General features: G+C 58.8%; 14 protein-coding genes. 6 read left to right on the top strand and 8 right to left on the bottom strand.

The genetic code is table 11. The features are described 5' to 3' along the window. Positions 1 to 93 precede the first annotated feature (93 nt). Positions 94 to 741 (top strand): ATPase, encoded by a 648-nt coding sequence (locus ACF0H7_RS11670; protein ID WP_397452903.1) that lies wholly within the window; start codon positions 94 to 96, stop codon positions 739 to 741. A gap of 5 nt (positions 742 to 746) precedes the next feature. Here the strand turns inward: ACF0H7_RS11670 and ACF0H7_RS11675 are convergent, their stop codons facing one another. Further along, positions 747 to 1,337, bottom strand: coding sequence for a hypothetical protein (locus tag ACF0H7_RS11675; protein WP_397452904.1), 591 nt, complete (start codon positions 1,335 to 1,337; stop codon positions 747 to 749). 229 nt (positions 1,338 to 1,566) lie between these two features. Between ACF0H7_RS11675 and ACF0H7_RS11680 the strand changes: the two genes are divergently transcribed. Beyond that, entirely contained in the window at positions 1,567 to 3,537 is a 1,971-nt protein-coding gene (locus ACF0H7_RS11680; protein ID WP_397452905.1) for an acyltransferase family protein, read from the top strand. Between the two features lie 6 nt (positions 3,538 to 3,543). Here the strand turns inward: ACF0H7_RS11680 and ACF0H7_RS11685 are convergent, their stop codons facing one another. From ACF0H7_RS11685 to ACF0H7_RS11695, 3 genes are read right to left on the bottom strand one after another with little or no spacing between them, the layout of a single operon-like run. Continuing rightward, on the bottom strand, positions 3,544 to 4,116 hold the full coding sequence (locus ACF0H7_RS11685; RefSeq protein ID WP_397452906.1) for a YceI family protein: 573 nt from the start codon (positions 4,114 to 4,116) through the stop codon (positions 3,544 to 3,546). 36 nt (positions 4,117 to 4,152) lie between these two features. Further along, positions 4,153 to 4,692, bottom strand: coding sequence for a cytochrome b (locus ACF0H7_RS11690; protein ID WP_397452907.1), 540 nt, complete (start codon positions 4,690 to 4,692; stop codon positions 4,153 to 4,155). Between the two features lie 27 nt (positions 4,693 to 4,719). Next, positions 4,720 to 6,171 carry a SulP family inorganic anion transporter gene (locus ACF0H7_RS11695; protein WP_397452908.1) on the bottom strand — a complete coding sequence of 484 codons (1,452 nt, stop codon included), beginning with the start codon at positions 6,169 to 6,171 and terminating at the stop codon, positions 4,720 to 4,722. 221 nt (positions 6,172 to 6,392) lie between these two features. Here ACF0H7_RS11695 and ACF0H7_RS11700 point away from each other — a divergent pair, with 221 nt between their 5' ends. Both ACF0H7_RS11700 and ACF0H7_RS11705 read left to right on the top strand, forming a co-directional pair. Then, positions 6,393 to 6,839, top strand: a complete 447-nt coding sequence (locus tag ACF0H7_RS11700) for a cupin domain-containing protein (RefSeq protein WP_397452909.1) — start codon at positions 6,393 to 6,395, stop codon at positions 6,837 to 6,839. A 209-nt stretch (positions 6,840 to 7,048) separates the two neighbouring features. Further along, positions 7,049 to 10,573 (top strand): hypothetical protein, encoded by a 3,525-nt coding sequence (locus ACF0H7_RS11705; RefSeq protein WP_397452910.1) that lies wholly within the window; start codon positions 7,049 to 7,051, stop codon positions 10,571 to 10,573. Positions 10,574 to 10,600: 27 nt separating this feature from the next. Here ACF0H7_RS11705 and ACF0H7_RS11710 read toward each other — a convergent pair whose 3' ends face one another. The 4 genes from ACF0H7_RS11710 to ACF0H7_RS11725 all read right to left on the bottom strand — a co-directional run bounded on the left by ACF0H7_RS11710 (position 10,601) and on the right by ACF0H7_RS11725 (position 14,562). Next, positions 10,601 to 11,656: a hypothetical protein gene (locus tag ACF0H7_RS11710; protein ID WP_397452911.1), complete on the bottom strand. Its 1,056-nt coding sequence runs from the start codon at positions 11,654 to 11,656 to the stop codon at positions 10,601 to 10,603. 146 nt (positions 11,657 to 11,802) lie between these two features. After that, positions 11,803 to 13,041 (bottom strand): MFS transporter, encoded by a 1,239-nt coding sequence (locus ACF0H7_RS11715; protein WP_397452912.1) that lies wholly within the window; start codon positions 13,039 to 13,041, stop codon positions 11,803 to 11,805. A gap of 98 nt (positions 13,042 to 13,139) precedes the next feature. Beyond that, the gene (locus ACF0H7_RS11720; protein ID WP_397452913.1) at positions 13,140 to 13,568 is read right to left on the bottom strand and encodes a hypothetical protein; all 429 of its coding nucleotides are present in this window, start codon (positions 13,566 to 13,568) and stop codon (positions 13,140 to 13,142) included. A gap of 91 nt (positions 13,569 to 13,659) precedes the next feature. Continuing rightward, a complete protein-coding gene (locus ACF0H7_RS11725; RefSeq protein WP_397452914.1) occupies positions 13,660 to 14,562 on the bottom strand; it encodes a LysR substrate-binding domain-containing protein in 903 nt (300 codons plus the stop codon). A 106-nt stretch (positions 14,563 to 14,668) separates the two neighbouring features. Between ACF0H7_RS11725 and ACF0H7_RS11730 the strand changes: the two genes are divergently transcribed. Next, entirely contained in the window at positions 14,669 to 15,457 is a 789-nt protein-coding gene (locus ACF0H7_RS11730) for a 2OG-Fe(II) oxygenase (protein WP_397452915.1), read from the top strand. A gap of 214 nt (positions 15,458 to 15,671) precedes the next feature. Beyond that, positions 15,672 to 16,430 carry a transporter substrate-binding domain-containing protein gene (locus ACF0H7_RS11735; protein WP_397453881.1) on the top strand — a complete coding sequence of 253 codons (759 nt, stop codon included), beginning with the start codon at positions 15,672 to 15,674 and terminating at the stop codon, positions 16,428 to 16,430. Positions 16,431 to 16,529 lie beyond the last annotated feature (99 nt).

The raw sequence follows: 16,529 nt of genomic DNA on the forward strand, positions 1-16,529 counted from the left end.
GTCGATACCCACCATTGACACAGAGGACGCGGGGTTTTTTCTGAGTTGCGGCAAGATGCCACTCTGCCAAACGAGGCACCCAGGAGAAGGGAAATGAAGATTCGTATTGCCGCGCTGCTCACCCTTATTGTCGCCTTGGCAGGCTGTGCCGCGCCCGGCAAGTCGACCTATTCCGATCATCAGAACGGTCTGTTGCGCTCTGCGACCCAGACCTCGACCTCCGCGCTGAGGCACACCCAGTCCGTTGCGGTGGTGTTCAGTGAGAACACCAAAGCCAATCAGGCCTACCTCGAGCATTACCATTCAGTTGCGCAAAACAGCCAACAGCTCGATGAACAGGTGCAGCAGGCTTATATCTCCAGTTCCGAGCCGAGCCTGGCCATCGACTGGTTCAAAACCTCACTGCAAGCGCAGTTCGCCTCGGTCACGTTCTACGACAACCTCGACAGCCTGATGGCGGCCCGGCCTGACGTAATCGTGATGCTCGATACCCGCAGCACGCTGGTCAGCGCCCAGAGCGCCGACGTCAAGGCGAGCATTGTCGCCGAGTTCTTCGACGCGCAACTCAACTACATTGGCAAGGCCGAAGGTCATGCAGACCAGAGCATGGCATCGGTGTGGGCGCAGAACAAAAACGCCCCGGAAATTGCCGCCGTGATCAACCAGCAACACACCGTGCAGGTCAGCGCGCTGCAACAGTTCGACAGCTCGCTGGATTCGCTGTTTAACGTGAAGTCCTGAGCCTGCTAGGGCGCCCGCAGCTTATCGACAATGCGCTTGATCAGCGCCGCATGGCCGGCCTGATCATCAGCGCGTGAAATCACCTGAACCACCGACACCCGATTGCCGGAACCGGCGAGGAAGGTAGTGTTCAACGTGGCGCCGCCGCCCATGGTCGCAGTGCTGTCGATCTCCCGCACACCCAGGCCCTTGCTGGTAAAGCGGTTTTCACCGGTTTGCTTGAAGTTGCCCAGCGCCTTGGTTTGCTGGTTGACGAAGCCGGTGACGGCGCTGTCGAGGAACGCATCGTCGTTATTCCCTGTGGGCAGTCCTTCCGACAGCTTATTCTCGGCGGCGATGATCACGCGTCGGTCGGTCTGACTGACGTACATGGTGCCGGTCGCGCCCGCGGTGTTGCTTTCTTCCTTGCCGGCCGGCATCGCGTTGGCGACATAACCTTTGGGCAGACTGAAGGAAAATTTGCCGTCTAACGTCGAAAGCTTTTGCGCCGCCACCGGTTTGGCCTGGGCTTTGGTGGTGGCATAGCTATCGATGCTGGTGAGCAGGGCCGCCAGGCTCAAGACCAGTACCAGGGTTTTCTTGCTGAAAAGCGCCATTTGAGTGCCCCTTGGAAAAATATTTCTTTGCAGGGTTGATTGTATCCGTTGGAGGCAAGCCGGTCTGTTTGTGGTGAACAGGCGCCAGACCTGACACACCACTAGCCAGCGATCTGGCGTCAGCCAGCGGTTATCTCCCGCAGATTGAATAGCGAGATTCAATTTCTCTTGCGCAGATGCACTGCTACTAATGGGCAATTAAGCGGCATTAGTACAGGGAGTCTCTTGCGTGAAGCCTGCCACTGTTCTACCTCGCACGTCGGCGTATCGCCCGGACATCGATGGCTTGCGCGCGATCGCGGTCGTACTGGTGGCGCTGTATCACGCCAGGTTTCCGGTGTGGGGCGGGTTTGTCGGGGTCGATGTGTTTTACGTGATCTCCGGTTATTTGATCACCTCCATCATCGCCAGGGAAATCGACGCCGGGGTTTTCACCTTTCGCGGGTTTTATGAGCGGCGAATCAAGCGCTTGTTGCCGGCTTATGTGTTTTTGTTGTTGTGCTTATTCATCTACTGCAGCCACTTTCTGTTTGCCGATGAGTTGATCTCGTTTGCCAAAAGTACGCTCTATTCGCTGATTGGACTGAGTAACGTTTACTTCCTGTTGGGCACCGGTTACTTCGGTTCGGCGGGTTACGAGCCGCTGCTGCACACCTGGTCGATCTCGGTGGAAGAGCAGTTCTATGTGGTCTGGCCGATTCTGCTCATCGTGCTGTTCAAATTCAGGCACAGGCTTTCACCCGCGTGGGTGATTGCCGGGATCTTTATCGGCTCGTTGGCGTTGTCCGAAGTGTTTGCCCACCAACATCGCAATGCCGCCTATTTGCTGTTGCCGTTCCGCTTTTTCGAGTTGCTGATCGGCTGTTACCTGGCGATCGCTGCCGACAAGGTTGCGACGATCATGAAATATCCCACAGCCTGTTCGTTGCTGGGCGTCGGATTGATCATCGGCAGTGCGATAACCTTGAATGAATCCTCGACCTTTCCCGGTTTGAATGCCGTGCCTGTCTGTGTCGGCGTGGCATTGCTGATCGCCTCTGGAATGACCGACCGCCTTGGAGTGGTTACCCGCCTGTTGAGCCTGGCGCCGGTGACCTATGTCGGCAAGATTTCGTACTCGTTGTACCTCTGGCATTGGCCGGTGCTGATCCTTGCCGAGTACCAGGGCATTGCCTTGACGGCGGGCAATGCCTGCCTGCTGCTGGCCGGCGCGTTTATTGCCTCGGTGATCAGTTATCACTTCGTCGAAAGACCGTTCCGGGTGATCAAGGCCGGACAGTTCAACAGGGTGTTCGGCGGTTTGTACGTGCTGCCTTCGTTGTGCGCCGTCGGCATGGTGACGTTGATTCTGACCCACGACGGTTTTCGTTCCGATGCCGACCAGGCGGTGGCGGAGCTTCAAGAGCAGAACAATTCCCACACCATTCGCAGCAAATGCATGGAAGCCGGGGTGGTGGGCAACGTTGAGGATTGTCACCTCGGACCGCAGAAAACAACCCTCGATGGCGTGCTGATCGGTGACTCATTCGCCAATGCCTACGCGCCGTTCATCAATGCCCTGGCCGTCGATGCCGGGCTGATGATCCATGACAGCACCATGAGTTCGACGCCGTCGATCCCCGGCATTTTTGTGGTCGACGCGCAAAGCAAGGCGTCGCCAGCCGAGGCCGAGGCCATTATCAAGTACTCGACGGAGCGCTTCGAATTTGCGAAGAAACAGCGCATCGCCATCCTGTCTAATTTCTGGAATGCCTACGATCACTGGAATCAGCGCTACAGCATTCACAACGAACAGCGGGAAGACCTGACGGACAGCATGGATCAGGCTTACTTCAGCGCCGTCAAAGAGCTACTGGATGCCGGGGTGAAGGTGGTGATCGTGGTTCAGCCGTTCGCCGAAATCGGCCGGGTCAAGGTCAACGAATTGCGCGTGATGAAACTGCATCACCTGAACCTGCAAGCGATGACCTTCAAACCGGCGGAGTCCCACGCCGAGCGCATTGAATACACGATCAAACGGAAATTTCCCGCTGTGGTGCTGATCGACCCCAATGACGCGCTGTGCCAGCCGGAATGCCGACCCAGCGTCGCCGGAAACATTCTGTTCACCACCGATGGCACCCACCTGAATGCCATCGCGGCCGCCGCCCTGGGTGACGAGTACATCAAGGACCTGGGCAATCCATTGAAGCATTTGTGAAGCGGCTTACTGTTCGGGCGCGACCATGCGGAACTTGATGTTGATGTCGTTGGACACCACGCCGTAATCGGCCCATTCACCTTCACCGACCTTGAAGTCGGCGCGCTTGAGAATGAATTCGCCATTGAACACGCCGATGGAGTTTTGTTCGCTCAACACCATCAACGCGCTGACGTCACGGGTCTGACCCTTGAGCGTCAGCTTGCCTGAGACCTCGTAGCGGTTGTCATCGATGGCCTTGACGCTGGTGGATTCAAACTTCGCCACCGGGTATTGAGCGGTGTCGAACCAGCCCGGTTTCTGCAACTCGGTATTGGCGTCGCTGCTGCCGGCATCAATGCTGTCCAGTTGAATGATCAATGCCGCCTGGGCGGCGGCGGGGTTTGCCGAGTCGAAGTTGAGCGAGGCCTGGAACTTGCTGAAGGTGCCATACACCCGCGCGCCCATTTGGGTATAGGTAAAGGCGATCTGGCTGGCCGTGGCGTTCACTTGGCGGTATTCGACGGCGAACGCATCGGGCAGGGCGCCGACGCTGAGGGTGGCGATCAATGCGGCAGAACTCAAAAAGCGATAGCTCATGAAACTCTCCGGCCGGGGACGAGCGTGATAATGGGTTCAGCCTTTGCGTTGCCAGGGCAGCATGCGCCCGAGTATGCCATCGCGATCGATGAAATGGTGCTTCAGCGCAGCGCCAGTATGGACGATCACCAGTCCCAGCAAGATGAAATTGAGCGTGTGGTGCAGCTGCGTCAGGCGATCACCCAGGGCAGCGTCTTTCGCCAGCAGGTCCGGCAAGGGCAAGACGCCGAACCACGAGGTCTGAAACCCCTTTGCTGAACTTGCCAGCCAGCCACTCAGCGGAATCGCGATCATCAACCCATACATCAGCCAGTGCAGGCCATGGGCAATCTGGCGCAACAGTGACGGCATGCTCGCCGGTAGCGGCGGCGCGGGATGGCGCAAGCGCCAGGCGAGGCGCAGCCACAGCACGATGAACAGCGTGACCCCGGCCCATTTATGCCAGGAAAACAGCTTCAGTTTGGTCGGCGACAACGACAGATCGGTCATGTAGAAACCGAGGGCGAAAGTACCGATCAAGCCCAGCGCCATAAGCCAGTGCAAGGCGATCGCGGTGTGCGTGTAGCGCGGGGTCATGGGTGTCTTGCCTCGTCGTGCGGCGGCTCAGGTCTGCGGGACTGCCAGGTTGGCGCGGCGCAGCAGGGTGCGATTGCGCTGAGAGAGATTAATCACCTCCAGCTGCTTGCCGGCCTTTTCGTAACGCAGGTAAAGCGCCTCCAGGGCAGCAATCGCCGAGTGATCTGAAAAGTGTAGGTGTTGGCAGTCCAGCACCGAATGCTCAGGGTCGTTCAACGGATCGAACAATGCCTGGAAATTCATGGTCGAGGCGAAAAACAGCGTGCCGTGCGGGGTGTAAATGTTCTCGCCGGCGCTGCCGAGCCGCTGTTCGGCGCGGATTTCGCGGGCATGTTGCCAGGCAAAGTTCAGTGCCGCGATCACAATGCCGCAGAGCACGGCAACCGCCAGGTCGGTGAACACGGTGATCACGGTCACGGCGATGATCACCAGCGCATCGTTGCGCGGCACTTTGCCCAGCACCCGCAGCGAACCCCAGGCGAAGGTCTGTTGCGCGACGACGAACATCACGCCGACCAGCGCGGCCAGCGGAATACGCTCGATCCACGGCGACAGGAACAGGATGAACAGCAGGATCATCACGCCGCTGGTGATGCCGGACAGGCGACTGCGACCGCCGGAGCTCAGGTTGATCATGGTCTGGCCGATCATCGCGCAGCCCCCCATGCCGCCGAACAGGCCCGAAACGATGTTGGCGGCGCCCAGTGCCACGCACTCTTTATCCGGCTGACCACGGGTTTCGGTGATGTCATCGGTCAAGTTCAGCGTGAGCAGGGTTTCCAGCAGGCCGACCACCGCCATCAACGCCGCGTAAGGCAGGATGATCAGCAGGGTGTCGAGGTTGAACGGCACGTCTGGCAGATGCAGGGCCGGCAGTTCGCCGGCAATGGCCGCCATATCGCCAAGGGTACGTGTCGGCAGGTGCAGCAACTGACTGAGCAGGCCCACGCCGAGAATCGCCGCCAACGCGGGCGGCACGGCTTTGGTCAGGCGTGGCAGCAGGTAAACGATCAACATCGTCAGCGCGACCAGCGCACTCATCACCAGCAACGGCGTGCCTTGTAGCCACTGTTGATCTTGCTTGAAGTGCTCCAGCTGCGCCATGGCAATGATGATCGCCAGGCCGTTGACGAAGCCCAGCATCACCGGGTGCGGCACCATGCGGATCAACTTGGCGAGTCGCAACACGCCAAACAGCAGCATCAGCGCGCCGCTGAGGATCACAGTGGCCAGCAAGTATTGCGCGCCGTGCTGCACCACCAGCGCGACAATCACCACGGCCATCGACCCCGCAGCACCGGAAATCATGCCCGGCCGGCCGCCGAATATGGCCGTCAGGGTGCAAATGATGAAGGCACCGTACAGCCCCATCAACGGGTTGACCTGCGCCACCAGGGCAAAGGCGATGCACTCCGGCACCAGTGCAAACGACGAAGTCAGCCCTGCCAGAACGTTATTTCGTATACCCGCGAGTTGCATGTCCTACCTTCGATTTAAACGCAAAGCCTGCCCAAGGGGCGGGGATATTAGAGGGAAACGCTGGGACGGGCCACTTTGAACAGGATTCTATGTTCACGCGTATTGTGTATTGTCTGACGACATAGATCGCCCACAGGCCCGCGTTTTTGACTAACGGCGCTCAGGCCGAACCATCGGCTACCTATACTGGATAAGGCTGATTTCAGCCTGGGAGCCGAATCATGAGACCGGTTCATGTGATCGAAGCTGATAACACACCAACCCCCGTCAACGTAGTGGGCGAAGCCATCACCATTCTGGCGGGTGGCGATATGAGCAAACCCTTTGAGATGCACCTTCAGGAAGGTGTGCGCGATGGCGGGCCGCCGCCGCACTTTCATGCCTGGGACGAGGCGTTCTACGTTATTGATGGCGAAGTCGAGGTGACGGTCGAGGGCAAAGCCAGTCGAGTGACGCGCGGAGGGTATGTGCACATTCCGGGTGGCACCGTGCATGCGTACAAAAACATCAGTGCGACGGCGAAAATGATCGGCGTAGTGTCCGACCCGCGAGGTGGACAGTTCTTTGCGGCGGTCGATCAACTTAAAGTGCCTGAGGATCTGCCGCGAATACTGGAAATTGCTGAACAGTATGGGGTTACGTTTTTGCTGCCGACGACTGCGCGGTGAAGTTGTAGTGAGTAACCCTCATTGAAATTACAATGATGGCTTACTGATACTGGTTGTAGATAACTTCGTTAAGTTTTAGGGGTATCATCCATTATCAGGTGGTCACCTGTGGTGGTGCATTGCTTAGTGTAATATAAGTGTTCGGCAAGTTCCCTGGATGGGTCTATACCTTATGCGTAGCGGTCAGCCCAATAACTAAGGGAAAGACCATGGACGCTAACAAGGGGTCAGGAACTAACTTTGCTTTTTGGCTGCCGGGCAGTGCCGTTATCCTCAGCCTCGTGGTATCAACCTTCGCACTGACGCGCGCGCCCTTTCTTGAACCTCGGCCGTTGGGTGCGCAATTTCATAGTGAGACGCCAATAGAGGCGCGCTTGTGGCAGGACCCGTTCGATGCACTTGAGCGCTTTCGCAAGAAGCTCAAGGATAATAAAGAGTCCGATGCCGGGAAGGAATGCAGTCCTGGCTTTCCTACATTGACCGTTTCCGCTCCTGGTACCGAACCGGTAGTAGGCGAACGCCCTGAAATCATGGTTGCCTTGGTAGAGGGCGGAGCGTATGCCGATGAAGTAGAACAACGTCGGCGCATTCGTTATGCGGTATTGGCCGGCTTCAAGAATTCGCAAATGGTTCCAGAGGATGAGCAGCACATCCGTTGTTTTTTTGCGCCCAAAGACTTGTCAAACAAAAAAACAAAGGAGGACGCGCAGTCAGCAACAACGATGGAGCAGGAAGCCATTCCTTATGAAACCTTCATCGCCAACCCCTTCGATCCGCCGTTGGACATTAACGGAAAGGCACACCCAACGGCCCGGACTCTGCTGTTTTGGGTCAAGCAGGATTACCTTGGCGCGTACCCGTTGCAGCAACTCACGGCGTTACGCGGCTTGTTGTTGGATAAACTGGTAGCCTCGTGTGGCGACGCCCCTGAGTGCAATATGCTGCCCAGGACTGAGGTCATGAAAGTCATCGGTCCCTCTACATCTGCGGTTCTGCGTAATATGTATTGGGACGAGCACAACAATTATGCCGATCCGGCGATCGAGATTTACTCACCGCTGGCCACCGCGGATTACGACACACTGAAGCAAGGCTTTGACAAAGATCCCAAACACCCGGAACTAACATCGCCGCCCAAAGAAACCATGAAGCTGCTGCGCACTGTCAGCGATGACGGAACGATGGCGAAGTTGTTATTAGGGGAAATGAAACTCCGCCGGGTGGATCCGGTTACCGGTGTGCAATGCAGTAGAGGCGCTACGCAGCACATTGGAACACCCTGTGCGCCAGTGGTCTGGGCGGATGCCAATCGTATTGCGCTGGTCTCGGAATGGGACAGTTTCTACAGTCGCGCGTTAATCGAGAGCTTCAAATCACAGGTCGTCGAAGACGCCCAGATACCTGAAAAGGATAGGGCTGTCGTTGATAAATGGATCCTGCGCTTCAGCTATTTACGAGGTCTGGACGGCCGTTTACCAGAAGAAGCGGCGAAGGCCGATAAAGCCACGGCCGCGGACGCCAGCAAAAGTAACCCCGACGATGGCAAGTTGGACCTTGGCTCGCTGGAGAAATCCGATGGCAACTCTCAACTGGATTACTTGCGTCGTCTTGCCGACCACATCATGCGCGAAGATGAAGCCTACCGTCGGGAGGGTAAAAGCGGGATTGGCGCGATCGGGGTGTTGGGCGAGGACACCTACGACAAGCTGCTGGTGTTGCAGGCGCTGAAGAGCCAGATGCCGAGCAAGGTGTTTTTCTCCACGGACCTGGATGCGCGCATGCTGGAGCGCGGGCAGGCGCAGACCACCCGAAATCTGGTGTTGGCCGCGCCCTACGGACTGACCTTGACGCGTGCCTTGCAACAGGACGTCCCGCCGTTTCGCGACAGCCTGCAAAGCTCGGTGTTTATCTCGGTACTGGCCGCGCAGGCGCCGCAGAGATTCGAGGAGAAACGGGCGAAGTTCGATTACTCCAAATCGGAGTTGCTGTCGCCGGGCATTTATGAGGTCGGCATCAGCGGTTTTATTCCGCTGGCGAGCCAGTTCACCGCCGCGCGCCCCGAGGACTGCGCTGCGCCGGTCCGCACACAATCGGCGCGGGGCGTTCGTCCACACGACATCATGGCCTTGCGTTGTCTGCAAGACCCGTCACCACCGCCGTACCCCGAACCGTCGAAATCGATTCGCGCGCAGTTCGACCAAAGTCAGTCGTTTTTCCTGGCCAGGCCGCTGCTGATTATTTTGCTGATAGTGGGGATTTTTCTCGGTTGGCGCTTGATTGACCAACCGTCCCGCTATTACCGGGGCGTGCCGTTGGCGCTGTATGTCGTGGCTGGATTCTCCGCCATCGCCGCCGCGCATACCTGGCGGGTCGGCTTCATGTGGTTTACCTTCGTGCTGATTCTGTTGGGCATCATTTGCACCGGCCTTATTCGCCGTGACGATCGAAAAGCCAACGTCATGCCGGCCATGGCCAATCGTGGCTTGTTCGACTCTTCGGCCTGGTACCTCGCCGTGCCGCTGGTGGTGTTTGTGCTTGCGCTGTTGTTGGCGTACCAGAATCGCGAAGTGCTGACGGACGAAGGGTTGGGTGAACCGATGTTTCTCTTCGAGGGCATCAGTGCTTGGCCGACGGTGGCGCTGCGTTTGCTCGCTGCGCTTATTTCGATTTCGGCACTGGGCTGGGGCTGGCGTAACTTGCGGGTCAATCGCCAAGAGATTGAATCAAGCTTTCATTTAGGGGCGTACATGGGCAAATACCCCATGACGCTGTGGGGGCAGTTTCCGCGGTTCCTGCCGCATAAAACCAGGCGAACCCTGCGTGAGTGGCGGCGCGCACTGGGCAGTTGTCTGTTTCTGATTCTGTTTCCGCTGTCGACCCTCAGCCTGGAGTGGACACGACACCAGAAACTGGTCGCGCCCCCCGTTGAGTTTGCCGAGGATCAACGCACGATCATTTTCGTCACACGATTCTGGCGAGAGCATTGTGTGTGCGGAACGTTCGGTGCCCGTATGTTGCGCGCGGTGCTGGCCACCTGGATCTTCATCGTGATCACCAGTGTGCTGTATGTATTCTGGCCGATGGAGGGCACCCCGGTGCGCGGCGAGTCGCCGATCTGGTTACTGAGCTGGTTGCTGCCCACGGTGCTGTTCCAATTCCTGGTGTTCTGGGTGGTGGATGCCAACTTGCTGTTGACGCGGTTTATCCGCCACCTGAGCGAGCATTACGCGATCTGGCCAAAAACGTTGCGCCGCGAACACGAGAAAATATTCGGCACCGGCTTGCACCCGTGTATCGATGATTGGGTGGATATTCTGCTGATCGCCAAGCGGAGTGCGGCGGTCAATCGCCTGATCTACGCCCCGACCGTGGTCATGCTGATCCTGTTGGCGTCGCGCAGCAGTGTGTTCGACAATTGGCAGACGCCACCCAGTCTGGTGATCACCTTTCTGCTGACGGCGCTGCTGTTGCTTGTGTCGGCGTTGTCCCTACGGCGAGCGGCAGAAAAGGCGCGTAGCGCAGCCTTGCAACGTATCGATAATTACCTGTTGAAAGCGCCAGCCGATGAGGTGGGCTACGAGAAGTTCAAGATCATCCGCGAGCGCATCGCGGCACTGAATACGGGGGCGTTTTCCCGTTATTCAGAGGAGCCACTGGTGCGTGCGTTGTTGTTGTCATTGACCGGTATTGGCGGATCGGTTCTGGTCGATGCCTTGAATTTCGCCAAGTTCTAAAGAACTGTGAGCCAGGCTGCGGAGGCATTATCGCTCGGCAGCCTGATCATCGGTCTGCGGCGTTTGCGGCGTGCCTGGCTGAAACTCATCCGGCAACGCGGCCGTTTTGCCCAGTTCACCTTCGATGTTGCCTGACAGGTGATTCACGCCGGCCAATACCCCTGTGTTGGGGTTTTCCATCAACGCGCGCCATTCCGCGTCCAGTGCGCCTTGCAGATTTTGGCGCAGTAGGGCTTCCATTTCCGGCCGATCGCGTTCGTGGGCAATGGCGCCGAAACCCGCCATGCCGACCGAAATCATGACGCCGGCTGCGCGGCCGACGGCAGCGGCCACCGCGCTGGCAACGCCCCGGGGCGCGAGCTGCGCTTCGAGTTTCTTGCTGGAGCGAATCGCTGCCGTCGAAATATCCGAGTCCGAGGGCCTGCCTTTCACGTCAGTGGAAGCCTGGCGAATGTGCTCCACCAGCGCCGCATAGGCGGGCAGGGTCGCGGGGTCGGTGTGGATCATGTCGTACAGCGAAGCGCTACGCGTGGCGGGTGGCGCCAGGGTAATCGCCGGGACTTCGTTGAGTCGGCGGTCGAATTGGTCCGTGGGAATACCGTAGCGTTGCGGAATGCTCTGCAACTGCATACCCAACGCCTGGATATAAAAGGTAATTGCTCGGCTCGTGATCAGGTCAGGGTCAACCTGGCTGGCGACGGGCGTCAGCACCCGGTCGTGATACTGCTCTTGCAAATAGATCGACAGACGCTGCTCGGGTGTCTCGCCGGCCTGACCATTACTGACTTTGTACCAGGTGACTTTCATGGTCAGCCATTGCTCGGTCCAGTAGCTGCTGAACCACGGAATGAAGTCAGATTCGGTGCGCTGGCGAACCAGGTTTCTCCAGCTTTCCATGGAGTCGTGGGCGTACTGCCTGACCCGCACGGAGGCGTCCTGCGAGGCGCTAATAATGTCCCGATCGACCTTGCGCCACGTATCTCCCGGAACCACGACGGCCGGGGGTTGTTCAACGACAGGGTGCGGCGTGGCACATCCCGCCAACACCAGCATCACGGCGACGATCAGGGCGCGCAGGTTCACGATCGTGGTCCATTGGATAGTTCGACAGCGGCGGCCCCCCAACCACCAAGTACGGTGTCTTAAGTATAGGTGGCCCGAAACAGGATGCGACCTGTCCGATTCTGGGAAGTCTCAAACAACATTCTTGAGCGTTGCGTAAATCCTGGTCAGCCTTTGCCCGCCACCGCCAAAGGCTTCACCGGCCGCAACATTCCGGTCGCCACCGCGCAAGCCGCCATCAGACCGAAGGTGCCGATAAACACCACGCGCATGCCGTAGTGACCCCCGAGGTAGCCGCCGGTCAGCGGGCCGAGGACCTGGCCGATGTATTGGCTGGAGGTGGAATAACCGAGCATCCGCCCCGCAACCTGTTCCGGCACCGAGTGGCGCACGATGCTGGAAATGCACGGCAGCAATCCGCCCAACGCCAGTCCCATCAGAAAGCGCAGCCCCACCAGTTGCCAGCCGTCGGTGACGAATGCTTGCGGGATCAACAAAATGGCAGCGGCCGACAAGCAAAAAGTCACCACGGTCCAGTGACCGATTCTGTCCGCCAGTTTGCCGAGGTTGGCCGCCGAGACGATGCTGCCCAGGGCGGCCGCCGACATCACCATGCCGGCCATGAACGTCAGGTGCTCGGTGTGCAACTGCATCAGGTAGACGGTGATAATCGGCTCGATGGACATGGTGGCGAACATCAACATGCTGGCGATCACGAACATGGTGATCACCGGTTTTTTATCGACGATCACCGACCATGGGCGCACAGTCGGCGTCTTGACCTGGTTGACGTCGCGCCGTGGGCGAGGGGCTTCCTTCATCAGGAACAGCGTCGCGAGGAAGGTCACGAAGATCACCGCACCGGCGAGGAAGAAGGTGTTGCGGATACCGATCAGCGGCGGCAGCAAGCCACCAATCAAGGGTCCCACCAGACTGCCGGCCATGATCCCGGAGGACAGCACGCCCAACGCCCAGCCCGAGCGCGCCTTGGGGGTTTGTGTGGCGACGAGGATTGTCGCTCCCGAGGCATAACCACCGAGCAAACCGGCCAGCAGGCGCAACAGCACCAGTTGCCAGATATTCTCTGCCAGCCCGATCAACGACATCGCCACCGCCATACCGAGGCTGGCGCGAATCAGCATCAACTTGCGCCCGTAGCGATCACCCAGCCGGCCCCACAACGGCGCGGTAAACGCTGCAGAAAGAAAGGTCGCACCAAACGCGATGCCCGACCACTGCACAATCGCTGCCTGATCGCTGACGCCCAAATGTTCGACATACAACGGCAGAAACGGCAACAGCAAGGTCATGGCGATGATGGTGGTGAACGATCCCAGCACGCAGACCACCAGGTTACGTTTCCAGTGCAGTTCAGCGGCGGGGATGGTTTCCTGGGCGGCGGTCATGGGGAGTTACCAAGGGATGGAGTGCGCCCACGCTAACCCTTCGACTCTCATAAATAAAATTCATGTTTTTTATGCAGTGCATTCCTGTATGGAATGCGTCAGTGGGAGACCTCCGCACGCTTCGCGCGACCGTTGTCGGCATGCGGGGCGTCGACGATCAGCGCGGGATTCAGGCTGCGAATCCGACTCTCTAAATGATAAGCCCCGGCTTCGGCGTAACGCAGGAAGCACCGTTGGCAATGGATGCACTCCCAGACGCCGCAACGGTTGTAGGGGAAATACATCGGCGCAATCGGTGCGTCGAGCGACCAGTAATAGGTGCCCTGCGGATGGTATTCATCGAGGGTCGACTCTTCTTCATCGGCGAACACCAGCGTGGCAATTTCCCGCAACTGCGCTTCCTTCAGCGACACCGGCATGCCTTCCCAACCCGCCAGCGATTTCGGGGTGCAGGTGCAGGGTTGGGTGACGGCGGCGGAGCGTTGGGCAAGGTGGGTGAGGGCGGGCAGGTCGAGGCAGGTGTGCATGATCGGCAGACTCTTGGGATAGGGTGCGGTCTTTAATAAGCAGCCTAGTCCGAAAGCGTCCGCGTTCGAAGTCGACTTTGCGCTAAAACGCTTAAGTGTCGCCCTCCAGCATCGTCACCAACCGCTTGATATCCGCCCGCGCAGCTTTGGCCACCGGCACAAACGCGTAATAAGCGTGACCCAAACGCAACGCCACCGGCGACAGGATGATCAAGCGCCCGGCCTCCAGATCGCTGTGGGCGACGGTTTTCTGCCCCAGGGCAATTCCCAGCCCCAATCGCGCCATGGAAATCGACAGGCTGGATAACCCACTGCGCCGCCCTTGGGTGGGGTCGGGTCGATAGCGGCTGCCAGCTTCGTTGAACCAGTCGCCCCAGGTCGGGTGCGAGGCGTAGTTCACGCCCCAGTGGGTGTGGATGAACAGGTTCTGCTGCACGGGTACCAGGTTGAACTCCTGATTGCCATGGCGATACCAGAAGTCGGGGGCGCACATCGGCAGTACCTGATCCTGGACCAGCAGCGTGCCGGTTAGGCCGGGGTAGTGGTAGTCACCGTAGGCGATGCGCAGGTCAATGTCGCTGCGCGCGAGGTCGACCGGGTCGTCTTCCACGCGGATGTCGATGGACAGTTGCGGGTAGAAATCCAGCAGTCCCGAGAGCTTCGGCGCCAGCCAGTTTTCCGCCAAGGAGTACGGCACGCTGACCACCAGACGCCGGGCGTGTAAATCGCCTTCCAGCATCCGCGTGGTCATGTTGGCGAGGTCACCGAGGGCCCTTGCGGTTTGCGTGTACACGCCGTGCCCGGCATCGGTCAGCGTCAGGCGATTACCCGTGCGCACAAACAGCTGTCGGCCGAGAAAGTCTTCGAGGTGGCGCACCTGTTGGCTGACTGCAGCCGACGTCACACCCAGTTCCGCGGCGGCCAGCACAAAGCTGCCGACGCGGGCCGTGACTTCGAAGGCCTTGACGGCATTGAGCGGCGGCAATCGATTCATGCAGTGTCAGCCTTCGAAAGTTTTTCTTGGGCAACGCTAACAATTTGTGCCGTTGTTGGGAAGCCTGTGCCGCGCTAGTTTGGGTCATCACAGACGCGAGGTGCCTATGCACGAGATCCTTGATTTGCAACGCTATCCTCTAGACCAGGAAGGCAGCGCCGAGTGGCAGGCGTTGGTAGATAGCGCACGCGCCGAACTGCAGGCCAACGGCATGTTCAACCTGCGGCAACTGCTTCGCCCGCACGCGGCGCAGCAGGCGGCGCTGGCCTTGCAATCGGTGATGGACAGCCAGTCCCACGTGCACAAGCGCCTGCACAATATCTATTTCAAACCGGAGATCCCGGAGCTGGCCCCCGACCATCCTGCATTGCGCAAAGTCGAGACCGTCAGCCACACCCTGTGCGCCGACCAGATCGATGACAGCATCGTGTTGCGCATTTATCAGTACCAGCCGTTGATTCGCTTCATCGCCGCGACCATGGACAAGCCTGAGTTGCATGTCATGGAGGATCCGTTGGCCCGGGCCAATGTCATGAGTTATCGCGAAAGCGAAGCGCTGAACTGGCACTTCGATCGTGCCGAATTCACCACCACGTTGTTGTTACAGGCGCCCGAGGCGGGTGGCGAATTCCAGTACCGCAGCGATTTGCGTTCGGACGACAACCCCAACTACGACGGTGTAGCAAAACTTTTGCAAGGCGAGGATTCGCAGGTTCACAGCCTGTCGCTGGAAGCGGGAACATTGAACGTGTTTCGCGGCAAACACACCGCCCACCGGGTCACCCCGGTGCAGGGGCAGCGTGACCGGATGATTGCGGTGTTTTCCTACTACGAGAAGCCGGGCGTGCTGTTCAGCGCCGAAGAGCGGCTCGGCTTTTACGGTCGTACGGCGTGAGCCGCGCCATCTTGGCGATGTGCCCATAACAATAATAAACCCATGCTGACTGCGTCCCTGACGCGAGTTTTGTACCCATGCCAATCAACTTTTACTTGCAGTGGGAACTCCTATGACCCGTTACCTGAAAGCATTGGTAAAACCGGCGACCCTGTCTTTGCTGACCATCGCCACCTTGTGTTCCGGGGCCACCCAGGCCAAGGAGTGGAGCAGCGTGACGATCGCCACCGAAGCGGCGTATGAGCCGTGGAACATGACGCTGCCGGGTGGCGCCATTGGTGGTTTCGAGCCCGAGTTGATTGCAGATTTGTGCAACCGGATCAAGCTGCACTGCAAGCTCCAGGCGCAAGACTGGGACGGCATGATTGCCGGCTTGCAGGTCGGCAAGTTCGACATGTTGATGGATGCAATCATGATCACCCCAGAGCGCCAGCAGGTGATTGCCTTTTCTGCGCCTTACGCGGTGACCCCCGGGGTGTTGGTCGCGGCCGACAAGGGCTTGATCGCGGCGGCCGGGCCGTCGGGTCAGGTCGTCAAACTTACCGGCGACGCGGCCCACGACAAACCCACCGTGGATGCGATGCGCGCGTTGCTGAAGGGTAAATCCATCGGCATTGCCTCAGGTACGGCGTACACCCAGTTCATCCAGGCCAACTTCAGTGATATCGCCACCGTGCGCGAGTATAAAAAATCCGGTGAGCACGTCATGGACTTAGTCGCCGGTCGAATCGATTACGCCTTCGATGACGTGACGTTCTTCAGCTCGATCATGGATAAACCGGAGAACCAGTCACTGGCGATCGTCGGCCCCAAGATTGGCGGCTCGATCTGGGGGCCGGGTGAAGCGTTGGCCTTCCGTCAGAGTGATCCCGAATTAAAAGCCAGGTTCGACGATGCATTACGCTCGGCGTTGGCCGATGGCACGGTGAAGACGCTGTCGCATAAGTGGTTCAAGACGGATATCACACCGTAAGTGCGTTGATCACCTTGCCGGATTGAACAAGACCCAGGCTCGCCGCAGACCATTCTGCGGCGGGCCGTCGGCTGATGGCTGATGGCGTTTTGGGTCAGT

This window comes from Pseudomonas sp. NA-150 (assembly GCF_044336365.1).
GTDB lineage: Bacteria > Pseudomonadota > Gammaproteobacteria > Pseudomonadales > Pseudomonadaceae > Aquipseudomonas.